The sequence below is a fragment of the Streptomyces sp. NPDC086787 genome, assembly GCF_044745865.1.
In the GTDB taxonomy this organism is placed as follows: Bacteria; Actinomycetota; Actinomycetes; order Streptomycetales; family Streptomycetaceae; genus Streptomyces.
On sequence record NZ_JBIVBC010000001.1, the window covers coordinates 1,220,969 to 1,238,048 of the forward strand.

At 71.0% G+C, this 17,080-nt stretch carries 18 protein-coding genes; 10 read left to right on the forward strand and 8 right to left on the reverse strand.

Annotation, left to right across the window (positions count from 1 at the left end):
- Positions 1-342: 342 nt before the first annotated feature.
- A complete protein-coding gene (locus ACIPK3_RS05670) occupies positions 343-1,797 on the reverse strand; it encodes a peptidoglycan D,D-transpeptidase FtsI family protein (protein ID WP_402566734.1) in 1,455 nt (484 codons plus the stop codon).
- Positions 1,798-1,945: 148 nt separating this feature from the next.
- On the opposite strand from ACIPK3_RS05670, the gene ACIPK3_RS05675 reads away from it, so the two are divergent.
- From ACIPK3_RS05675 to ACIPK3_RS05695, 5 genes are all read left to right on the forward strand, one after another.
- Entirely contained in the window at positions 1,946-2,443 is a 498-nt protein-coding gene (locus tag ACIPK3_RS05675) for a GNAT family N-acetyltransferase (protein ID WP_402566867.1), read from the forward strand.
- 70 nt (positions 2,444-2,513) lie between these two features.
- A complete protein-coding gene (locus tag ACIPK3_RS05680) occupies positions 2,514-3,269 on the forward strand; it encodes a DsbA family oxidoreductase (protein WP_402566735.1) in 756 nt (251 codons plus the stop codon).
- 69 nt (positions 3,270-3,338) lie between these two features.
- Positions 3,339-4,394 carry an aminotransferase class V-fold PLP-dependent enzyme gene (locus tag ACIPK3_RS05685; RefSeq protein WP_402566736.1) on the forward strand — a complete coding sequence of 352 codons (1,056 nt, stop codon included), beginning with the start codon at positions 3,339-3,341 and terminating at the stop codon, positions 4,392-4,394.
- A gap of 46 nt (positions 4,395-4,440) precedes the next feature.
- Positions 4,441-5,076, forward strand: coding sequence for an RNA polymerase sigma factor (locus ACIPK3_RS05690; RefSeq protein ID WP_402566737.1), 636 nt, complete (start codon positions 4,441-4,443; stop codon positions 5,074-5,076).
- Positions 5,073-6,092 carry a maleylpyruvate isomerase family mycothiol-dependent enzyme gene (locus ACIPK3_RS05695; RefSeq protein WP_402566738.1) on the forward strand — a complete coding sequence of 340 codons (1,020 nt, stop codon included), beginning with the start codon at positions 5,073-5,075 and terminating at the stop codon, positions 6,090-6,092. The genes ACIPK3_RS05690 and ACIPK3_RS05695 overlap by 4 nt, the downstream gene beginning before the upstream one ends.
- A gap of 21 nt (positions 6,093-6,113) precedes the next feature.
- Here ACIPK3_RS05695 and thpD read toward each other — a convergent pair whose 3' ends face one another.
- From thpD to ectA, 4 genes are read right to left on the reverse strand one after another with little or no spacing between them, the layout of a single operon-like run.
- Positions 6,114-7,001: an ectoine hydroxylase gene (gene thpD / locus ACIPK3_RS05700; protein WP_402566739.1), complete on the reverse strand. Its 888-nt coding sequence runs from the start codon at positions 6,999-7,001 to the stop codon at positions 6,114-6,116.
- Between the two features lie 5 nt (positions 7,002-7,006).
- The gene (locus ACIPK3_RS05705; RefSeq protein WP_402566740.1) at positions 7,007-7,411 is read right to left on the reverse strand and encodes an ectoine synthase; all 405 of its coding nucleotides are present in this window, start codon (positions 7,409-7,411) and stop codon (positions 7,007-7,009) included.
- Between the two features lie 39 nt (positions 7,412-7,450).
- Positions 7,451-8,722, reverse strand: coding sequence for a diaminobutyrate--2-oxoglutarate transaminase (ectB, locus tag ACIPK3_RS05710; protein WP_402566741.1), 1,272 nt, complete (start codon positions 8,720-8,722; stop codon positions 7,451-7,453).
- A 13-nt stretch (positions 8,723-8,735) separates the two neighbouring features.
- The gene (gene ectA / locus ACIPK3_RS05715) at positions 8,736-9,254 is read right to left on the reverse strand and encodes a diaminobutyrate acetyltransferase (protein ID WP_402566742.1); all 519 of its coding nucleotides are present in this window, start codon (positions 9,252-9,254) and stop codon (positions 8,736-8,738) included.
- A 479-nt stretch (positions 9,255-9,733) separates the two neighbouring features.
- On the opposite strand from ectA, the gene ACIPK3_RS05720 reads away from it, so the two are divergent.
- The 5 genes from ACIPK3_RS05720 (at position 9,734) to ACIPK3_RS05740 (ending at position 14,455) form a co-directional block, all read left to right on the forward strand.
- A complete protein-coding gene (locus ACIPK3_RS05720) occupies positions 9,734-10,591 on the forward strand; it encodes a transporter substrate-binding domain-containing protein (protein ID WP_402566743.1) in 858 nt (285 codons plus the stop codon).
- A 4-nt stretch (positions 10,592-10,595) separates the two neighbouring features.
- Positions 10,596-11,429: an amino acid ABC transporter permease gene (locus ACIPK3_RS05725; protein ID WP_402566744.1), complete on the forward strand. Its 834-nt coding sequence runs from the start codon at positions 10,596-10,598 to the stop codon at positions 11,427-11,429.
- Positions 11,426-12,229: an amino acid ABC transporter ATP-binding protein gene (locus ACIPK3_RS05730; protein WP_402566745.1), complete on the forward strand. Its 804-nt coding sequence runs from the start codon at positions 11,426-11,428 to the stop codon at positions 12,227-12,229. Before ACIPK3_RS05725 ends, ACIPK3_RS05730 begins: the two co-directional genes overlap by 4 nt.
- A gap of 29 nt (positions 12,230-12,258) precedes the next feature.
- Positions 12,259-13,350, forward strand: a complete 1,092-nt coding sequence (locus tag ACIPK3_RS05735; protein WP_402566746.1) for an amidohydrolase family protein — start codon at positions 12,259-12,261, stop codon at positions 13,348-13,350.
- 199 nt (positions 13,351-13,549) lie between these two features.
- Positions 13,550-14,455 carry an SCO1860 family LAETG-anchored protein gene (locus ACIPK3_RS05740; protein WP_402566747.1) on the forward strand — a complete coding sequence of 302 codons (906 nt, stop codon included), beginning with the start codon at positions 13,550-13,552 and terminating at the stop codon, positions 14,453-14,455.
- Between the two features lie 43 nt (positions 14,456-14,498).
- On the opposite strand, the gene cobC is transcribed toward ACIPK3_RS05740, so the two are convergent.
- From cobC to ACIPK3_RS05755, 3 genes are read right to left on the reverse strand one after another with little or no spacing between them, the layout of a single operon-like run.
- Entirely contained in the window at positions 14,499-15,599 is a 1,101-nt protein-coding gene (gene cobC, locus ACIPK3_RS05745) for an Rv2231c family pyridoxal phosphate-dependent protein CobC (RefSeq protein WP_402566748.1), read from the reverse strand.
- The gene (locus tag ACIPK3_RS05750; RefSeq protein WP_402566749.1) at positions 15,589-16,491 is read right to left on the reverse strand and encodes a sirohydrochlorin chelatase; all 903 of its coding nucleotides are present in this window, start codon (positions 16,489-16,491) and stop codon (positions 15,589-15,591) included. The genes cobC and ACIPK3_RS05750 overlap by 11 nt, the downstream gene beginning before the upstream one ends.
- Complete coding sequence (locus ACIPK3_RS05755; RefSeq protein WP_402566868.1) at positions 16,488-17,075, reverse strand: precorrin-8X methylmutase; 588 nt, start codon at positions 17,073-17,075, stop codon at positions 16,488-16,490. Before ACIPK3_RS05755 ends, ACIPK3_RS05750 begins: the two co-directional genes overlap by 4 nt.
- Between the last annotated feature and the right edge of the window lie 5 nt (positions 17,076-17,080).

The window sequence follows — 17,080 nt, forward strand, 5'->3', positions numbered from 1 at the left end:
ACGCCCCCGCCGGTCGTCACCGGAGGGGGCGTTCTTGCCGCCGGCCGAGGGGGGGTTGGCCGGCGGCGCCGGCCGAGGGGGGCTCAGGCCGGCAGATCAGGAGGCCCAACGGCCGCTTCTCACCAGAGGAGACGAGGAAAGCGAACGTGTGGTTGTTTCTGGTCCGGATGTTCCACGAGTCGCTCTTCGCCTCCTGCCCTGCCTCTCGTCCTTCACCGCAGTCGGCGACGCGCCCCGCACTCCGTAACACGGAGCGAAGCCGGGCCCGGTTCAACGGGAGAGCGATTTTCCTCCCGCCACCGCACACGGACCCCGCGGCCCCGGCACACCGGCCGCTCGCCGCTACTTGAGCGCGGCCTTCATCATCGCCTTCGCCACCGGCGCCGCCAGCCCGTTGCCGCTCACCTCGGAGCGGGCCGCGTCCGACTGCTCCACCATCACCGCGACGGCCACCTCCTTGCCCGTCGACTCGGACTTGCCGTACGACGTGAACCAGGCGTACGGCGTCTTGCTGTTGTTCTCGCCGTGCTGGGCCGTGCCCGTCTTGCCGCCCACCGTCACCCCGTCGATCAGGGCGTTGGTGCCCGTGCCGTCCTTCACGACCGTCTCCATCGCCGACTGGAGCTGCTCGGCGGTGGACGAGCTGACGATCCGGTCGGTGCTCGTCCCGTCGTCGTAGTTCTGCAGCACGTCGCCGCCGCTGTCGGTGATCTGCGCGACCATGTGCGGCGACACCAGTTCGCCGCCGTTCGCGATCGCGGCCGACACCATCGCCATCTGGAGCGGGGTCGCCGTGACGTCGAACTGGCCGATGCCCGACAGCGCGGTCTGCGCCTTGTCCATGTCCGACGGGTACACGCTCGCGTACGCGCGCACCGGTACGTCCTGCTTCTCGTCGTTGAAGCCGAACTTCTCGGCCATCGCCCGCACCTTGTCCTGGCCGAGGTCGACGGCCATCTTGCCGAAGACGTTGTTGCAGGAGTAGCGCAGGGCGTCCCGGATCGGGGCGTTCTTGCAGGGCGCCGACTTGTTCTCGTTGGCGAGGACCCTGGTCGTGCCCGGCAGTGTGTAGGGGTCGGGGCTCTCGGTGGCCACGTCCACGTCCTTGTACAGCCCGTCCTCCAGCGCGGCCGCCGCGACGACCAGCTTGAAGGTCGAGCCGGGCGGCAGCGGCTGGCGCAGCGCGCGGTTGGTCAGCGGCTTGTCCGTGTCGGTGGTCAGCCGCTTCCAGGCCGACCCGGCCGTGTTGGCGTCGGTCAGCTCCGACGGGTCGTACGACGGAGTGGAGACCGCCGCCAGTATCCTGCCGCTCTTCGGGTCGATCGCGACCGCCCCGCCCTTGTTGCCGCCCAGCGCCCGGTACGCCGCCTTCTGCACGTCGGGGTCTATGGTCGTGACCACGTTGCCCGGATCCGCCCGCTTGCCGGTGACCGTGTCCATGGCGGTCTTCAGCCGGGTGTCCGTGCCGTTGAGCAGCTCCTGGTAGATGCCCTCCAGCTGCGTCGGCGCGTAACTCTGCGAGGCGTAGCCGGTGACCGCCGCGTACAGGCTGCCGTTCGTGTAGGTCCGTTTGTAGGCGAGGTCACCTCCCTTCGTCCTCGCGGATCCGGTGACGGAGTCGCCGGCCACGATGATGTTCCCCAGCGGCTGCGCGTACGTCCTGATCGCGTTGCGCCGGTTGTTCTTGTCGTCCGCGAGGGCCTGACCGTCGTAGTACTGCACCCACGTCGCCCTGACCAGCAGAGCGAGCACGAGCAGCAGCGCGAAGACGGACGCCCGCCTGATCGTCTTGTTCATCGCACTGTGAAGACGACCGGGAAGCCGCCGAACGTTCCCGTACGACCGCTTTTCTCATCCCGCGTTCATGAGCGTCGACGGAACCGGACCGGCTCCCGGACACGTCTTCCGCCGCGTGATCAAAGTGCGCCGGACCGTTGACTCCCTGGTGATCAGGACAGCCGTGCCCGCCGAGGCGGAGGCCGTCGCCGCCCTGCACCTCCGGGCCCGCTCGACCTACTACCCGGACGGCGTCCCCCCGTCCGACCGGGACTGGCGCGATGTGTGGCGGGACGTCATCGAGCGGCCGGACGGGCATGTGCTGTGCGCCGTCGAGCACGGCGGCATCGTCGGCGTCGCCTCCTTCCGCACCCCGGACGGCGCACCCGCGGACCTGGTAAAGCTGTTCCAGTTCCACATCGACCCCGACCACTGGCGCCGCGGCCTCGGCACCGCCCTGCACACGGCCTGCGTCGAGGAATGGCGCGCCGACGGCATGCGCACCGCGGTACTCGACGTCCACGTGGACAACACACGCGCCCGGGCCTTCTACACCCGCCAGGGCTGGATCCCGGACCCGGAGAACCCGCCCGCCGACGGGGACCACCACGAGTACCTGCGCTATTCCGTCCACGGAAACCATGGTCCCGGGAATGGAACGAGCTGATTGAAGGTTCACCCACCGGGCGGAGGCGGTCTCCGTCCGCAACCCGCACGAAGTGGAGTGAGCCGACAGCATGCGCGTCGAGATCTGGAGCGACATCGCCTGTCCCTGGTGCTACGTAGGAAAGGCACGCTTCGAGAAGGCGCTGGCGGGCTTCGCGCACCGTGACGAGGTCGAGGTGGTGCACCGGTCCTTCGAGCTGGACCCGGGGCGCGCCAAGGGCGACGTCCAGCCGGTGCTGAGCATGCTCACCGCCAAGTACGGCATGAGCGAGGCACAGGCCCAGGCGGGCGAGGACAACCTGGGCGCGCAGGCCGCCGCCGAGGGGCTGGACTACCGCACCCGGGACCGCGACCACGGCAACACCTTCGACATGCACCGTCTGCTGCACCTCGCCAAGGAGCGGGGCAGGCAGGACGAGCTGATCCAGATCCTCTACCGCGCCAACTTCGCCGAGGAGAGGTCCGTCTTCGGCGAGGGCGACGAGCGGCTGGTGGAACTGGCCGTCGAGGCGGGGCTCGACGGCGACGAGGCCCGTGCGGTGCTCGCCGATCCGGCCGCCTACGCGGACGAGGTCCGCGCCGACGAACGCGAGGCGGCCCAGCTCGGCGCGAACGGTGTGCCCTTCTTCGTCCTCGACCGTGCCTACGGTGTGTCCGGTGCCCAGCCCGCGGAGGTCTTCGCCCAGGCGCTGTCCCGGGCCTGGGGCGACCGTCCCGCGCTGAAGATCCTCGACGAGGCCGCCGCCGACGCCTGTGGCCCGGACGGGTGCCAGGTGCCCCAGGACCGGCCGACAGCCGGCAAACCGCAGGTGAGCGCTGACATATAAGTGCTCCTTGGGTCGACCGCGTAGAAATCGGAAATGGACGAGAGGCCACGCAGGCCGCAGAGTTGTCCCATGGAGACGACCTTCGAGACCCTCGTCCGCGCCGAGTTCGCCCCGAAGAACACCTTTCTGAACACGGCCAGCACCGGGCTCCTCCCGGCCCGTACCGTGGCCGCCCTGCGAGACGCGGTGGCCATCAGGGCCGAGGGCAGGCCGCTGGACCCGCTGTTCGCCGACGTGGAGACGGCCCGCGCCTCCTTCGCCCGGCTGGCCGGCGTGCCGGTCACCCGGGTCGCGGCAGGTGCCTCGGTCGCCGCGCAGACCGCGCTGGTCGCCGCGGCGCTGCCCGCGGGCGCCGAAGTCCTCACCGCCGAGGACGACTTCACCTCCGTGGTGAACCCCTTCCACGCCCGGGGCGATCTCAAGGTGCGCGCCGTACCGCTGGAGCGGCTCGCCGAGTCCGTCCGCCCCGGCACCGCCCTGGTGGCGGTCAGCGCCGTGCAGTCCGCGGACGGGCGCGTCGCCGACCTGACCGCGCTCCGGGAGACGGCCCGCGCGCACGGGGCGCGCACCTACATCGACTTCTCCCAGGCGGCCGGTTGGCTGCCGATCGAGTCTGACCGGTACGACTTCACCGTCTCCATCACCTTCAAATGGCTGCTCGGCCCGCACGGGGCCGCCTTCCTCGTCGTACCGGAGGACTTCGGTGAGCTGAGGCCGCTGACGGCGGGCTGGGTCGCGGCGGAGGAGCCGTGGAACAGCTGCTACGGCCCGGTCCAGGAGCTCGCCCACTCCGCCCGCCGGTTCGACACCAGCCCCGCCCTCTTCACCTACGCCGGGCTGCGCCACTCCCTCGCCCTGGTCGAGGAGCTGGGCGTGGACGCCGTACACACGCACAACCTGGCCCTCGCCGACCGCTTCCGCACCGGTCTCGCCGCCCTCGGCCACGAGGCGCTGCCCGCGCCCGGCTCGGCGATCGTCTCCGTGCCCGGACTCGGCGGCCGGCAGCCCGACCTGGCCCGGGCGGGCATCGAACTGGCCAACCGCGCGGGCAACCTGCGTGCCTCCTTCCACCTGTACAACACGTCTGCCGACGTCGACCGGCTGCTGGACGTCCTGTCGGGCTGACCCTCTGGCGCGGGCCGCCCCGGACCGCTAGGAAAGGCACCGGGGGGTGGTGCCGGTGAGGGACTCCGCGGACGACACGGACAGGACGCCGGACGACGCCGAGCTGCACCGGCGGCTGGTGTACGGCGACGGGTCGGCGCTGACCGAGACATACACGGCGTACGGCCATCTGGTACGGCGGATCGCCGCCCGGGTCACCCACAGCCCGGGCGCCGCCGAAGAGGTGACACAGGAGGTCTTCGCCGGCCTGTGGAGCAGACCGTACGCCTTCGACGCACGCCGGGGCTCGCTGCGCACCTGGCTGTCCGTGCTCGCCCACCGGCGGGCCGTCGACTGGGTGCGGGGCGAGGCCCGGCACCGCCGGGACGTACGCGCCGACGAGCTGACCCTGCACGCCATCCCGGAGCCCGGACCCGGCCCGGACCAGACGGTCGTCGACCGTGAACGCCGCCGGCTGCTGCACTGTGCCCTCGCCGAACTCCCGCAGCCCCAGTGGGAGGTCATCCACCTCGCCTACTTCGCGGGCCGCACCTACCGGCAGGCCGCGGTGGAACTCGGCATCCCCGAGGGCACCGCGAAGACCAGGCTGCGCACCGCGCTGCGGACACTCGCCGCGTTCCTCGCCGAGCCTGCCGATCCGCTGGAGGGGCGCATCATGACCGGGGAAGGAGGCGCACGGTGACGACCGAACACGACGGCGTACGCGACCTGCTGGCCGCCTGGGCCTTCGGCGCCCTGCCGCCGGCGGAGGAACGCACGGTCCCCCCGCACCTGGCCGAGTGCGGGACCTGCGCCGCGGAGGCGGAACGGCTGCGGGAGACGGTACGGCTCCTCGACGGCACAGGTGCCCGGGACACCGCCGAGCGCTCCGCCGACGGTGTGCTCGCGGCCGCCCTTGCCCGGCGGCGCCCCGCCGCACACCGGGTGGCGGAACACGCCGCCCCCTACGCCGCCGCCGTCTCCGGGCTCGCCGCGCTCCTGCGCGAGGCCGAAGGGCGCTGGGACACGCCCGTCGTCCACGGCTGGGACGTACGGGACACCGTGGCGCATCTGCTCGCCGCCGACGAGCACCTCGCCCTGCCGCTCGGTCTGCGCGCGCGTGCACCGCTCACCGCCGTCCCGGACACCCGCTGGCAGGACGCCTGGAGCAGGCGGACCGCCGACGTCATCGCACACGAGCACGGCCGTACCCCCCGGCACACCGTCGGCAGCTGGTCCGCGCAGGCGGACGCGCTGCTCGGCACGCCCGAGGCCCGCGACCCCGCGCCCGCCGCGCGGACCGTGACGCTGACGGGTGTGCGGCTGCCGGTCGCCGACCACTTCCTGGTGCGTGCCTTCGAGACCTGGATCCACACCGGCGACATCGGCCGCGCCCTCGGATTCGCCGTACCGCCGCCACCCGAGGACCATCTGGGCCGGTTGGTCCGGCTGGCCGTCCGGGTTCTCGGCATGACTGCTCCCGGAACCACCTCCTCCCCGCCGGTGCGCCTCTCGGTCACCGGCGGGGAGGAGTGGGTCCTGGGGGGCGGGGACGGCGCGGACGGTCCGGTGTGTGCCGAACTCGCCCTCGACCCCGTCGACCTCTGTCTGCTCGTGGGCGGCCGGCAGACCCCTGACGCGGTCCCGCGCCACAGCACGGGCGACGAACGGGCCGTCCGGCACGTCCTGGAGCGGGCGGCCGCACTGGCCTGGCTGTAGCGGCGGGGCCGGGGCCGGCGCTCAGCGCACCGGCGTGAAGTCCCGTGCCCCGATGAACTCCGGCCGCCGCACCGGAGCCGCGAAGGGCTCGACCGCCTTGTTCTCCACGCTGTTGAACACGATGAACACGTTGCTGCGCGGGAACGGCGTGATGTTGTCGCCCGAGCCGTGCATGCAGTTGCAGTCGAACCAGGTCGCGGACCCGGCCTTGCCGGTGAAGAGCCGGATGCCGTGCTCGCTCGCCATGGCGGTCAGTGCCTCGTCGGACGGTGTGCCCGCGTCCTGCATCTGCAGCGACTTCTTGTAGTTGTCCTCGGGCGTGGCTCCCGCGCACCCGAGGAACGTGCGGTGCGAGCCCGGCATGATCATGAGCCCGCCGTTGGTGTCGTGGTTCTCGGTCAGCGCGATCGAGACGGACACCGTCCGCATGTTCGGCAGACCGTCCTCGGCGTGCCAGGTCTCGAAGTCCGAGTGCCAGTAGAAGCCGCTCGCCCCGAAGCCCGGCTTGACGTTGATCCGGGACTGGTGGACGTAGACATCGGAGCCGAGGATCTGCCGGGCCATCCCGACCACGCGCTCGTCGCGCACCAGGTGCGCGAACAGCTCGCTGATCCGGTGGACTTCGAAGACCGTGCGGATCTCCTTGGACCGCGGCTCGACGATCGACCGTTCGTCGGCCCGGATCGCCGGGTCGGTGACCAGCCGGTCGAGTTCACGCCGGTAGACCTCGACCTCGTCCGGGGTGATCAGCTGCTCGACGGAGAGGAAGCCGTCGCGCTCGAACGCCTCCAGCTCGACGGCCGGGATCGGACCGGGAGTGTCGGGGGAGCCCCAGAGCACCGGGTCGCGACGGGGTACGGCCACCTCGGTGGTACCGCGGCTGGGGTACAGGTCGGTGACGGTCGTCATGGGTGTCACACCTCCTCGGGTTCGGTGAGCAGGGGATAGACACCGTTCTCGTCGTGGTCCTCCCGCCCGGTCACGGGCGGGTTGAACACGCAGAGACAGCGGAAGTCCTCCTTGACACGCAGCGTGTGCCGCTCGTGCCCGTCGAGGAGGTACATGGTGCCGGGGGTGATCGTGTACGTCTTCCCGGTCTCACGGTCGGTGAGTTCGGCCTCGCCCTCGACGCAGACGACGGCCTCGATGTGGTTGGCGTACCACATCGACGTCTCGGTCCCGGCGTACAGGACGGTCTCGTGCAGGGAGAAGCCGACCCGCTCCTTGGCGAGGACGATGCGCTTGCTCTCCCAGGTGCCGGACTTGGCCTTGACGTGCCGGTCGGTGCCTTCGATGTCCTTGAAAGATCGGACGATCACGGTGGTGCACTTCCTCCTCGGTAGCGGTTTCCTGACGGGTCAGGCGGTTTCCCGGACGGCCCGGGCGAGGACGCTCAGTCCCTCGTCCAGTTCCTCGGGGGTGATGGTGAGGGCGGGCAGCAGTTTGACGACCTCGCTCTCCGGGCCGGACGTCTCGATGAGCAGCCCGAGTTCGAAGGCCCGCCGGGCGATCCGCGTGGCCCGGCCCTTCTCGTGGAACTCCATGCCCCACACCAGCCCGCGCCCGCGGTACTCCTTGACGTCGGCGAGGTTCTCCTCGGTGACGGCGATCAGCGCCTGCTCGATCTGCTCCCCGCGCAGCCGGGTCTGCTTCTCCATGGCGGAGCCGTCGGCCCAGTACGTCTCCAGGGCCGCCGTGGCGGTGACGAACGCGGGGTTGTTGCCGCGGAAGGTGCCGTTGTGCTCGCCCGGCTCCCAGACGTCGAGCTCGGGCTTGAACAGGCACAGCGACATGGGCAGGCCGTAGCCGCTGATCGACTTGGAGACGGTCACGATGTCGGGCGTGATGCCCGCCTCCTCGAAGGAGAAGAACGCGCCGGTACGGCCGCAGCCCATCTGGATGTCGTCGACGATCAGGAGCATGTCCTGCCGCTCGCACAGTTCCTTGAGGGCGCGCAGCCACTCGGGCCGGGCGACATTGATGCCGCCCTCACCCTGCACGGTCTCCACGATCACGGCGGCCGGCTTGTTGAGTCCGGAGCCCTGGTCCTCCAGGAGCCGCTCGAACCACAGGAAGTCGGGGATCGTGCCGTCGAAGTAGTTGTCGAAAGGCATGGGAGTGCCGTGCACGAGCGGTATCCCGGCACCGGCCCGCTTGAAGGCGTTGCCGGTGACGGCCAGCGAGCCCAGCGACATCCCGTGGAAGGCGTTGGTGAACGACACGATCGCCTCGCGTCCCTTCACCTTCCGGGCCAGCTTCAGCGCGGACTCGACGGCGTTGGTGCCGGTCGGGCCCGGGAACATGACCTTGTACGGCAGGTCGCGCGGCCGCAGCACCAGGTCCTGGAAGGCCTGGAGGAAGGAACGTTTCGCCGTGGTGGACATGTCGAGCCCGTGGGTGATCCCGTCACGCATCAGGTAGTCGATCAGTGCCCGTTTGAGAACGGGGTTGTTGTGTCCGTAGTTGAGCGAGCCCGCACCGGCGAAGAAGTCGAGGTACCGGTGTCCGTCCTCGTCGAACAGCAGGCTGCCCTGCGCGCGGTCGAAGACCGTGGGCCAGCCGCGGCAGTAGCTGCGCACCTCGGACTCGACGGTCTCGAACACACTCAGGTCGGGCTGGGTGATGGTCACGGTGATTGGCTCCTCAGTGCGACGGGTGGGGGGTCAGCGGCCCGATGCGGTACAGCACTTCGGGCTCGTGGGGGCCGTCGGGGAACAGGCCCGCGTCGAACAGCGCCTCGCGGGAGACGGAGGCACCGTGACGCTCGGCGTACGAGGTGAAGAGGCGGTCGGAGGCGGTGTTGTCCGGTGTGATGGTCGTCTCGACGGAGGTGATCCCGCGCTCCGCGCCGAGCCGCGCGGTCAGCCCGTCGAGCAGCGCGGCGGCGATACCGCGTCCTCGGTGGGCCGCGTCGACCGCCACCTGCCAGACGAGCAGGGTCTGTGGGTGTTCCGGCCGGACGTATCCGGTCACGAAGCCGACGGGCGTGCCGTCCGCGCCACGGGCCACCGCCGAGGTGGCCGCGAAGTCGCGGCACCACAGGAGGTAGCTGTAGGAGGAGTTCAGATCGAGGGTTCCGGAATCCTTGGCAAGACGCCAGAGCGCCGCCCCGTCCGTAACCTCCGGCCGGTCGATCAGCAGGTCTGCTTGTGCGGCAGTCATGCGGCTTGAATTTAGCGAGGCAAATGCAAAAATGCACGGGCGGGTGGGTTGGTCCCCCAAGTGCTGGATGGCCGTATGTGGTGATTTGTACCGGTAGAAAACCGGACAAAGAGTGTGCATATGTGGAGTGTGTCACAGGGTTGAAACCTGGAGGAAATCAGCCCTGTTTAGCTCTGCGAAAAGCGGGCAGAAGCACTCGGGAAAGCTATCGCCGAAAAGCGCTGCAATTCAATTGCGCATTCCCTGCCCTTTCTCGGATGTCCCCTCATGCCCCGGCGCCCGCCCCGACGTCCCCTCGACGTCGCCCCGGCGTTGCGAAGCGTCGTGCCCGACTTGTGTGGAGATGTCCTTCGAGTGTGATTTCGTAGGTCATGTGACCCTGTGGCCATCGGAATGGTTTGAGGAACCCAAACGTTTCCTTATAATCGGAAGCCGCGTAAGCGGAAGCACAGCTACCCCACAACAGGAGGTACCCCCTCGTGAACAAGCTCCTCGGGCGCCGGGCCCGTGCGCTGGCCGTAACCGGTGTGACGGCTGGGCTCGTGCTGGTGACCGCCTGTTCGTCGGGGGACGAGGGGCCCGGGAAGGCGGCCGGTGGGGTCCCCGTGGTCAGGGCCGGGAAGCTCACCACCTGCACCCACCTGCCGTATCCGCCGTTCCAGTCGGAGATCGACGGCAAGGTGCAGGGCTTCGACGTGTCGCTGATCGACCTCGTCGCCAAGAACCTCGGAGTGAAGCAGAAGGTCCTCGACACCCCGTTCGAGAACTTCAAGACCGGCGCGTTCCTGAACTCCGGCCAGTGCGACCTCGCCGCCGCGGGCATGACCATCACGCCCGAGCGGAAGAAGAACGTCGACTTCTCCGACCCGTACTTCGACGCCACCCAGGCCGTCCTGGTCGACAAGAAGAGCGGCATCGGCTCGCTCGCCGACATCAAGGCCAAGGGCAAGAAGCTCGGCGCGCAGGCGCAGACCACCGGCGAGGAGTACGCGAAGGGCAAGGGCTACGACCCGGTCTCCTTCGAGTCCTCCGACGCGGTCCTCAACGGACTGCGCACCGGCCAGGTCCAGGCCGTCGTCATCGACTACCCGGTGGTCCAGGGCTGGCTGAAGGACAAGGCCAACGCGGACGCCTTCAAGGTGGTCGACAACCTCAACACCGGTGAGCAGTACGGCTTCACGGTCAAGAAGGGCAACACCAAGCTCCTCGCCGCCATCAACAAGGCGCTCACGGACGCGAAGGCCGACGGCACGTACAAGAAGCTCTACGAGAAGTGGATCGGGCCCTACCCCGCGTCCGCCGCCGCCTCTCCCGCCGCCTCCGCCCCCGCCGCCTGACCCCATGGCCGACACAGACGTACAGGTCCAGCCGAAGAAGAAGGGGCTGACCCGGCGCCAGAAGCGCCGGCTGTCCCGGGGCGTCCAGTACGCCGTCTTCGTCGCCGCCGTGATCGCCTTCGCGGTCACGGCGGACTGGGGGCGGCTCCAGAACCAGTTCGCGCAGCCCGACATCGCGAAGCAGATGTTCCCCGACGTCATCACGCTGGCGCTGAAGAACACCGTGCTGTACACGGTGTCCGGCTTCGTCCTCGGTGTGGCGCTCGGACTGGTCGTCGCGCTGATGCGACTGTCCTCCGTGGGCCCCTACCGCTGGGTCGCGAGCGTCTACATCGAGATCTTCCGCGGTCTGCCCGCCCTGCTGATCTTCATCTTCATCGGTGTGGCCGTCCCACTCGCCTTCCCCGGCACGGAGATCCCCGGCGGCACCTACGGCAAGGCCGCCCTGGGACTCGGTCTGATCGGCGCCGCCTACATGGCGGAGACCTTCCGCGCAGGCATCCAGGCGGTACCCAGGGGACAGGTGGAGGCCGCCCGCTCGCTGGGCTTCTCACCCGCCCGCGCCATGGTCTCGATCGTCATCCCGCAGGCGTTCCGGATCATCCTTCCGCCGCTCACCAACGAGCTGATCATGCTCTTCAAGGACTCCTCCCTGGTGCTGCTGCTCGGTGTGACCCTGGAGGAGCGCGAACTGTCCAAGTTCGGCCGCGACCTGGCCAGCACGACGGCCAACTCCACCCCGATCCTGGTCGCGGGCCTGTGCTACCTGCTCGTGACGATCCCGCTCGGTTTCGTCGTGCGCCGTATGGAGTCCAAGAGCCAGGAGGCCGTCCGGTGACCCGCCCGGAGATCCAAGTCCGAGGTCTGCACAAGTCCTTCGGCGACAACGAGGTGCTCAAGGGCATCGACCTGGAGATCGCCCGGGGCGAGGTCGTCTGTGTGATCGGCCCGTCCGGCTCGGGCAAGTCGACCCTGCTGCGGTGCGTCAACCTCCTGGAGGAACCCACCAGGGGCCAGGTCTTCGTCGGCGGCACCGAGGTCACCGATCCCGACGTCGACATCGACGCCGTGCGCCGCCGTATCGGCATGGTGTTCCAGCAGTTCAACCTGTTCCCCCACCTGTCGGTGACCGAGAACCTCACCCTCCCGCAGCGCCGCGTGCTCGGGCGGGACAAGGCGACGGCGGCGCGGATCGCCGCCGAGAACCTGACCCGCGTCGGCCTGTCCGAGAAGGCCGACGCCAGCCCGTCCGCCCTCTCCGGCGGGCAGCAGCAGCGTGTCGCCATCGCCCGCTCACTGGCGATGGGCCCCGAGGTGATGCTGTTCGACGAGCCGACCTCCGCGCTCGATCCCGAGCTGGTGGGGGACGTACTCGCCGTGATGCGCATGCTCGCCGACGAGGGCATGACGATGATGGTCGTCACCCACGAGATGACCTTCGCCCGCGAGGTCGCCGACCGGGTCGTCTTCATGGACGGCGGGGTCGTCGTCGAGGACGGCACCCCGGATCAGGTCATCGGCGCCCCGAGGCACGAACGCACCAGGCACTTCCTGTCCAGGCTCCTCGACCCGGCGATGGCGGACGTCGAGGAGGGGACCCCGGGCGGGGTGGTCGAGGACGGGGACGGCAGGCCGTAGCTGTTGACCCCCTCACTAAGGTGCCGTACATGAGTGATCACGCGGTGCTTCATGTGAAGGGGCGGATCCTCGTCGGTCCGGACGAGGTCCGCGACGAGCTGTGGGTGGTCGGCGGGCGGATCTCCTACGACCGTCCGGCCGGCGCCCGGGACGTCGTCGGCGTCGAGGGCTGGGCCCTGCCCGGACTGGTCGACGCCCACTGCCATGTGGGCCTCGGAGCCCACGGTCCGGTCGACGCGGACGTGGCGGAGAAGCAGGCCCTCACCGACCGGGAGGCGGGCACCCTGCTGATCCGGGACGCGGGCTCCCCCTCCGACACCCGCTGGGTGGACGACCGGGAGGACCTCCCGAAGATCATCCGGGCCGGCCGGCACATCGCCCGCACCCGCCGGTACATGAAGAACTACGCCCACGAGATCGAGCCGGACGAACTGGTCGCCTACGTCGCCCAGGAGGCCCGGCGCGGCGACGGCTGGGTCAAGCTGGTCGGCGACTGGATCGACCGCGACCTCGGCGACCTGTCGGCCTGCTGGCCGCGCGAGGAGGTCGAGGCGGCGATCGCGGAGGCGCACCGGCTGGGCGCCCGGGTCACCGCGCACTGCTTCGCCGAGAGCTCCCTGCGCGACCTGGTCGAGGCGGGCATCGACTGCATCGAGCACGCGACCGGCCTGACCGAGGACCTGATCCCGCTGTTCGCCGAGCGCGGTGTCGCGATCGTCCCGACCCTCGTCAACATCGCGACCTTCCCCCGGCTCGCCGCGGGCGGTGACAAGAAGTACCCGCGCTGGTCGGCACACATGCGGCGGCTGCACGAGCGGCGCTACGACACGGTGCGCGGCGCCTACGACGCGGGGATCCCGGTGTACGTCGGAACCGACGCCGGCGGCTCGCTCGCGCACGGACTGGTCGCGGGCGAGGTCGCCGAACTGGTCACCGCCGGGATTCCGCCGCTCGAAGCGCTGTCCGCGACGGCCTGGGCGGCCAGGACCTGGCTCGGACGGCCGGGCCTCGAGGAGGGTGCCCCGGCAGACCTGGTGGTGTACGGCGCGGATCCCCGGGCGGACGTGGGGGTGCTCGCCGCGCCGCGACGGGTGGTGCTGAACGGCCGAATCGTTGAGTAGAGGCGCATGGAGGAGCACAGAGACGCAAAGAGGCGCATGGGAGTGCGGGGAACGCCTGTGCCGGGGGATTCGAAAGGGTTCACGGAATGCCCTCTAAGGAGTGAAGTAACCCAGGATTGCTGACCGTTCACTCATAGTGCGTAATTCTTGCCGGGTCCCAAGCAAGGTTTGTCCAGCTTGTCCAGAGGGGTTCCACACCGTGAACGGCCACAACTTCCGTATGCCCGCACGCCGGTTCGCCACCGTCGTGACCGCCGCCGCCCTCGCGGCGGGTCCCACGGCGCTCGCGGGCGCGGTACCGGCGCACGCCACCGACGACCACGGGCGCGCGAGCGCCGTCGTCCTGCGCACCGGGCTCGACGTCTCCCTGCTCAACAAGACCGTGAACGTCCCGCTCGCGGTCTCCCTCAACGAGGTCCAGGCGCCGCGGAGCGCCGACAGGACCGCGCTGACCGCCCAGCTCGACGGCGTGAACAACGGCAAGCCGTTCGCCGTCCTCGCCGCGGACGTCGCCTCGGCCAGGGCGACGGTGTCCGCGGATCGTGCCGAGGGCTCCGTCCGCATCGCCCACGCCCGGTTGCACGTCCCCGGCCTGCCGCTGCTCTCCCTCATCGAGGTCGACGCGGTCACCGCACAGGCGACCTGCGAGACGGGCGGCCGGCCGGTCGCCTCCGCCGACGTGCCGGGCACGGTGACGGTGCTCGGCAAGCGGGTGACGGTGAGTGCGAGCGGTCCGACCGACGTCAAGGTGCCCGGCGTCGGTGAGGTGCACCTCGGCCTCTCCGAGCGGCGGACCACGTCCGCCACCGCCGCGGCCACCGCGCTCGAACTCAGGATCTCCGTCAACCCGCTCAAGCTCAACGTGGCCGATGTCGAGGGCACGGTGACCCTCGCCAGGGCGACCTGTGAGAGCCCCGCCGCGCCCGCGGAGTCCGCGCCGGCGGACACCGACCAGGGGACCGACGTGAAGCCGCAGGGTGCCCCGGCCAAGGCCGACCTCGCCGAGACGGGGGGCAGTTCCCTGACGCCGTACATCGCGGGCGGGGCGGGCGCGCTGCTGCTGGCGGGCGGTGGGGCGGTGGCGTTCGCCCGGCGCCGGGGGTGAGGCCGGCCCCCGCCGCCCTGCCCCTTCCCGTCCCGGGGGATCCTCAGGAGCCGGACGGGCCGGTGCCGCCGGGCCCGGCCTCGAGTGACCGGCGCAGTGCCTGAAGGAAGCCGTTCGTCGTCGCCCGGTCCCGCACCGCCAGCCGCAGCCAGTCCCCGTCCAGCCCCGGGAAAGTGTCCCCACGCCGGACGGCGTGGCCGAGGTCGCGAAGGCGGCGGCGCACGGCGGATGCCCGCGGGAGCCGGATCAGCACGAAGGGGCCCTCCGCGGGGTCCACCACCCACAGTCCCGCCGAGGTGAACTCCCGCAGTCCCGCGACGAGATGGGCGCGGTCCGCCGCGATGCGGTGGGCCGCGTGGGCCGCCTCCGCCAGGGCCTGCGGGGCCACGCACGCCTCGGCCGCCGCCAGCGCGGGGGTGGACACCGGCCACAGGGGCTGGGCCCGTGCCAGTTCCGCCACCGTCTCCGGGGCCGCCAGGACGTAGCCGATGCGCAGGCCCGCCAGGCCCCAGGTCTTCGTCAGGCTGCGCAGCACGACCAGGCCGGGTACGTCGGTCCGCCCGGCCAGTGTCTCCCGTTCGCCCGGCACCGCGTCCATGAACGCCTCGTCGACCACCAGCACCCGTCCCGGGCGGGCGAGTCGCTCGATCGCGGCCACCGGGTGCAGTACCGACGTCGGGTTCGTCGGATTGCCGATCACCACCAGGTCGGCGTCCTCGGGGACGGCCGCCGGATCCAGCCGGAAGCCGTCCGCCGCACGCAGCAGCACCCGGTCCACCGTGTGACCGGCGTCCCGCAATGCCGCCTCCGGCTCGGTGAACTGCGGATGCACCACAACCGGCCGCCGCACCTTCAGGGCGCGCGCGAGCAGCACGAACGCCTCGGCCGCGCCCGCCGTCAGCAGCACCCGGTCCGTCGGCAGCCCGTGCCGGGCCGCCACCGCCGCCCGAGCGGACCGGCCGTCCGGGTAAGCCGCGAGACCGCTCAGGGACGCGGCGATCCGGTCCCGCAGCCATGTCGGAGGCGTGCCGGCCCGGACGTTGACGGCCAGGTCGACCAGCGCCGACCCGTCGCCACGGACCTCGGCGTCGCCGTGGTGCCGAAGATCGTGGCCGGCCGGGCCGTCGGGGTCCTCAGTGCGCATGGGCGTGGCCGCCGTGGTCATGGTGGTGGTGACCGTCGTCGTCCGGGTGGAAGTGCGGCTGCTGCGGCAGACCCACCTTGTCCTCGAAGCCCGGCAGCGCGATCCGGTACACGCACGAGTCGCAGTTCATCCGCAGATCGCCCCGGACCGCCTCCTCGTACCGCTCCATCACCAGGTCGAGCAGCTCCGGCTCCGGCCCGATCACGTCGGCGGACCGTACCTCGACGTCCGGGTGCGCGGCCGCCCAGCCCTCCGTCTGGTGTCGCACCCGGTCGGGCAGGATGCCGGTGAACAGGAAGTACGGCAGTACGACGATCCGGCGCGCCCCGAGCTTCACACAACGGTCGAGCCCGCTCGGCACGTCCGGCGCGGCCAGCGACACGAACGCCGTCTCCACGCCCGCGTACCCGCGTCCCTCCCACAGCAGCCGGGCCGCCTTGTGCACCTCGGCGTTGGCGTCCGGGTCCGTCGAGCCGCGCCCCACCAGCAGCACCGTCACCTCGGACCGGTCCGCGCCGCCGAGCGCGTCGTCGACGCGCCGCTCCAGCACGTTCAGCAGCGCCGGGTGCGGGCCCAGCGGGCGGCCGTAGGTGTACGTGATCCCGGGGTGCCGCTCCTTCTCGCGGGTCAGCGCGGCCGGGATGTCACCCTTGGCATGCCCGGCGGACACCAGCATCAGGGGAACGGCGGCGAACCGGCGTACGCCCCGCTCCACCAGCTCGGTCACGGCCTCGCCCAGCGGCGGCGGGGACAGCTCGATGAAGCCGCCCGCGACGGGCAGTTCGGGGTGTCGGCGGCCCAGCTCCCGCACGAAGGCGCGGAACGCCTCGGCTCCGGCGTCGTCCCGGGTGCCGTGACCGGCGATGAGCAGGGCGGGCGGCTGGGTGGTCACGGGTTCTCCTCGGTGGAAATCGGGTGGTACAGCAGGGCGTTGAGCGCGGCGGCCGCGACCGCCGAACCGCCCTTCTCGGACACGTTGCTGACGGCGGGCAGTCCGCTCTCGCGCAGCGCCGCCTTGGACTCGGCCGCGCCGACGAAGCCGACGGGCAGACCGATGACCAGCGCGGGGGAGGCGTCCAGCGTGAGCAGCTCCTCCAGGGCGGTCGGCGCACAGCCGATCACCCACAGCGCCCCCGGCCCGACCTGCTCGTACGCCAGCCGCACCGCGTGCGCCGAACGGGTCAGCCCCGGCCCGGCCCCGGCCTCCTTCAGCCGGCAGACGGTCTCCCGCCGGGTGATACCGGCCGCGACCATCTCCACGTCCACGACCACCGGTGCCCCGGCGTGCAGCGCGGTGTGCGCGGCCACCAGGTCGGCCTCGGCCGTCACGAGGTCGGTGGCGTACTCCAGGTCGGCGGCGGAGTGGATGACCCGCTCCACCACCGCCCGGGTCAGCGGCGGGAAGTGCGAGGTGTCCAGGCGGGCGCGCAGCCGCCGGAAGGACTCCTGCTCGATCGGATGAACCACCCGGGCCACCGGGT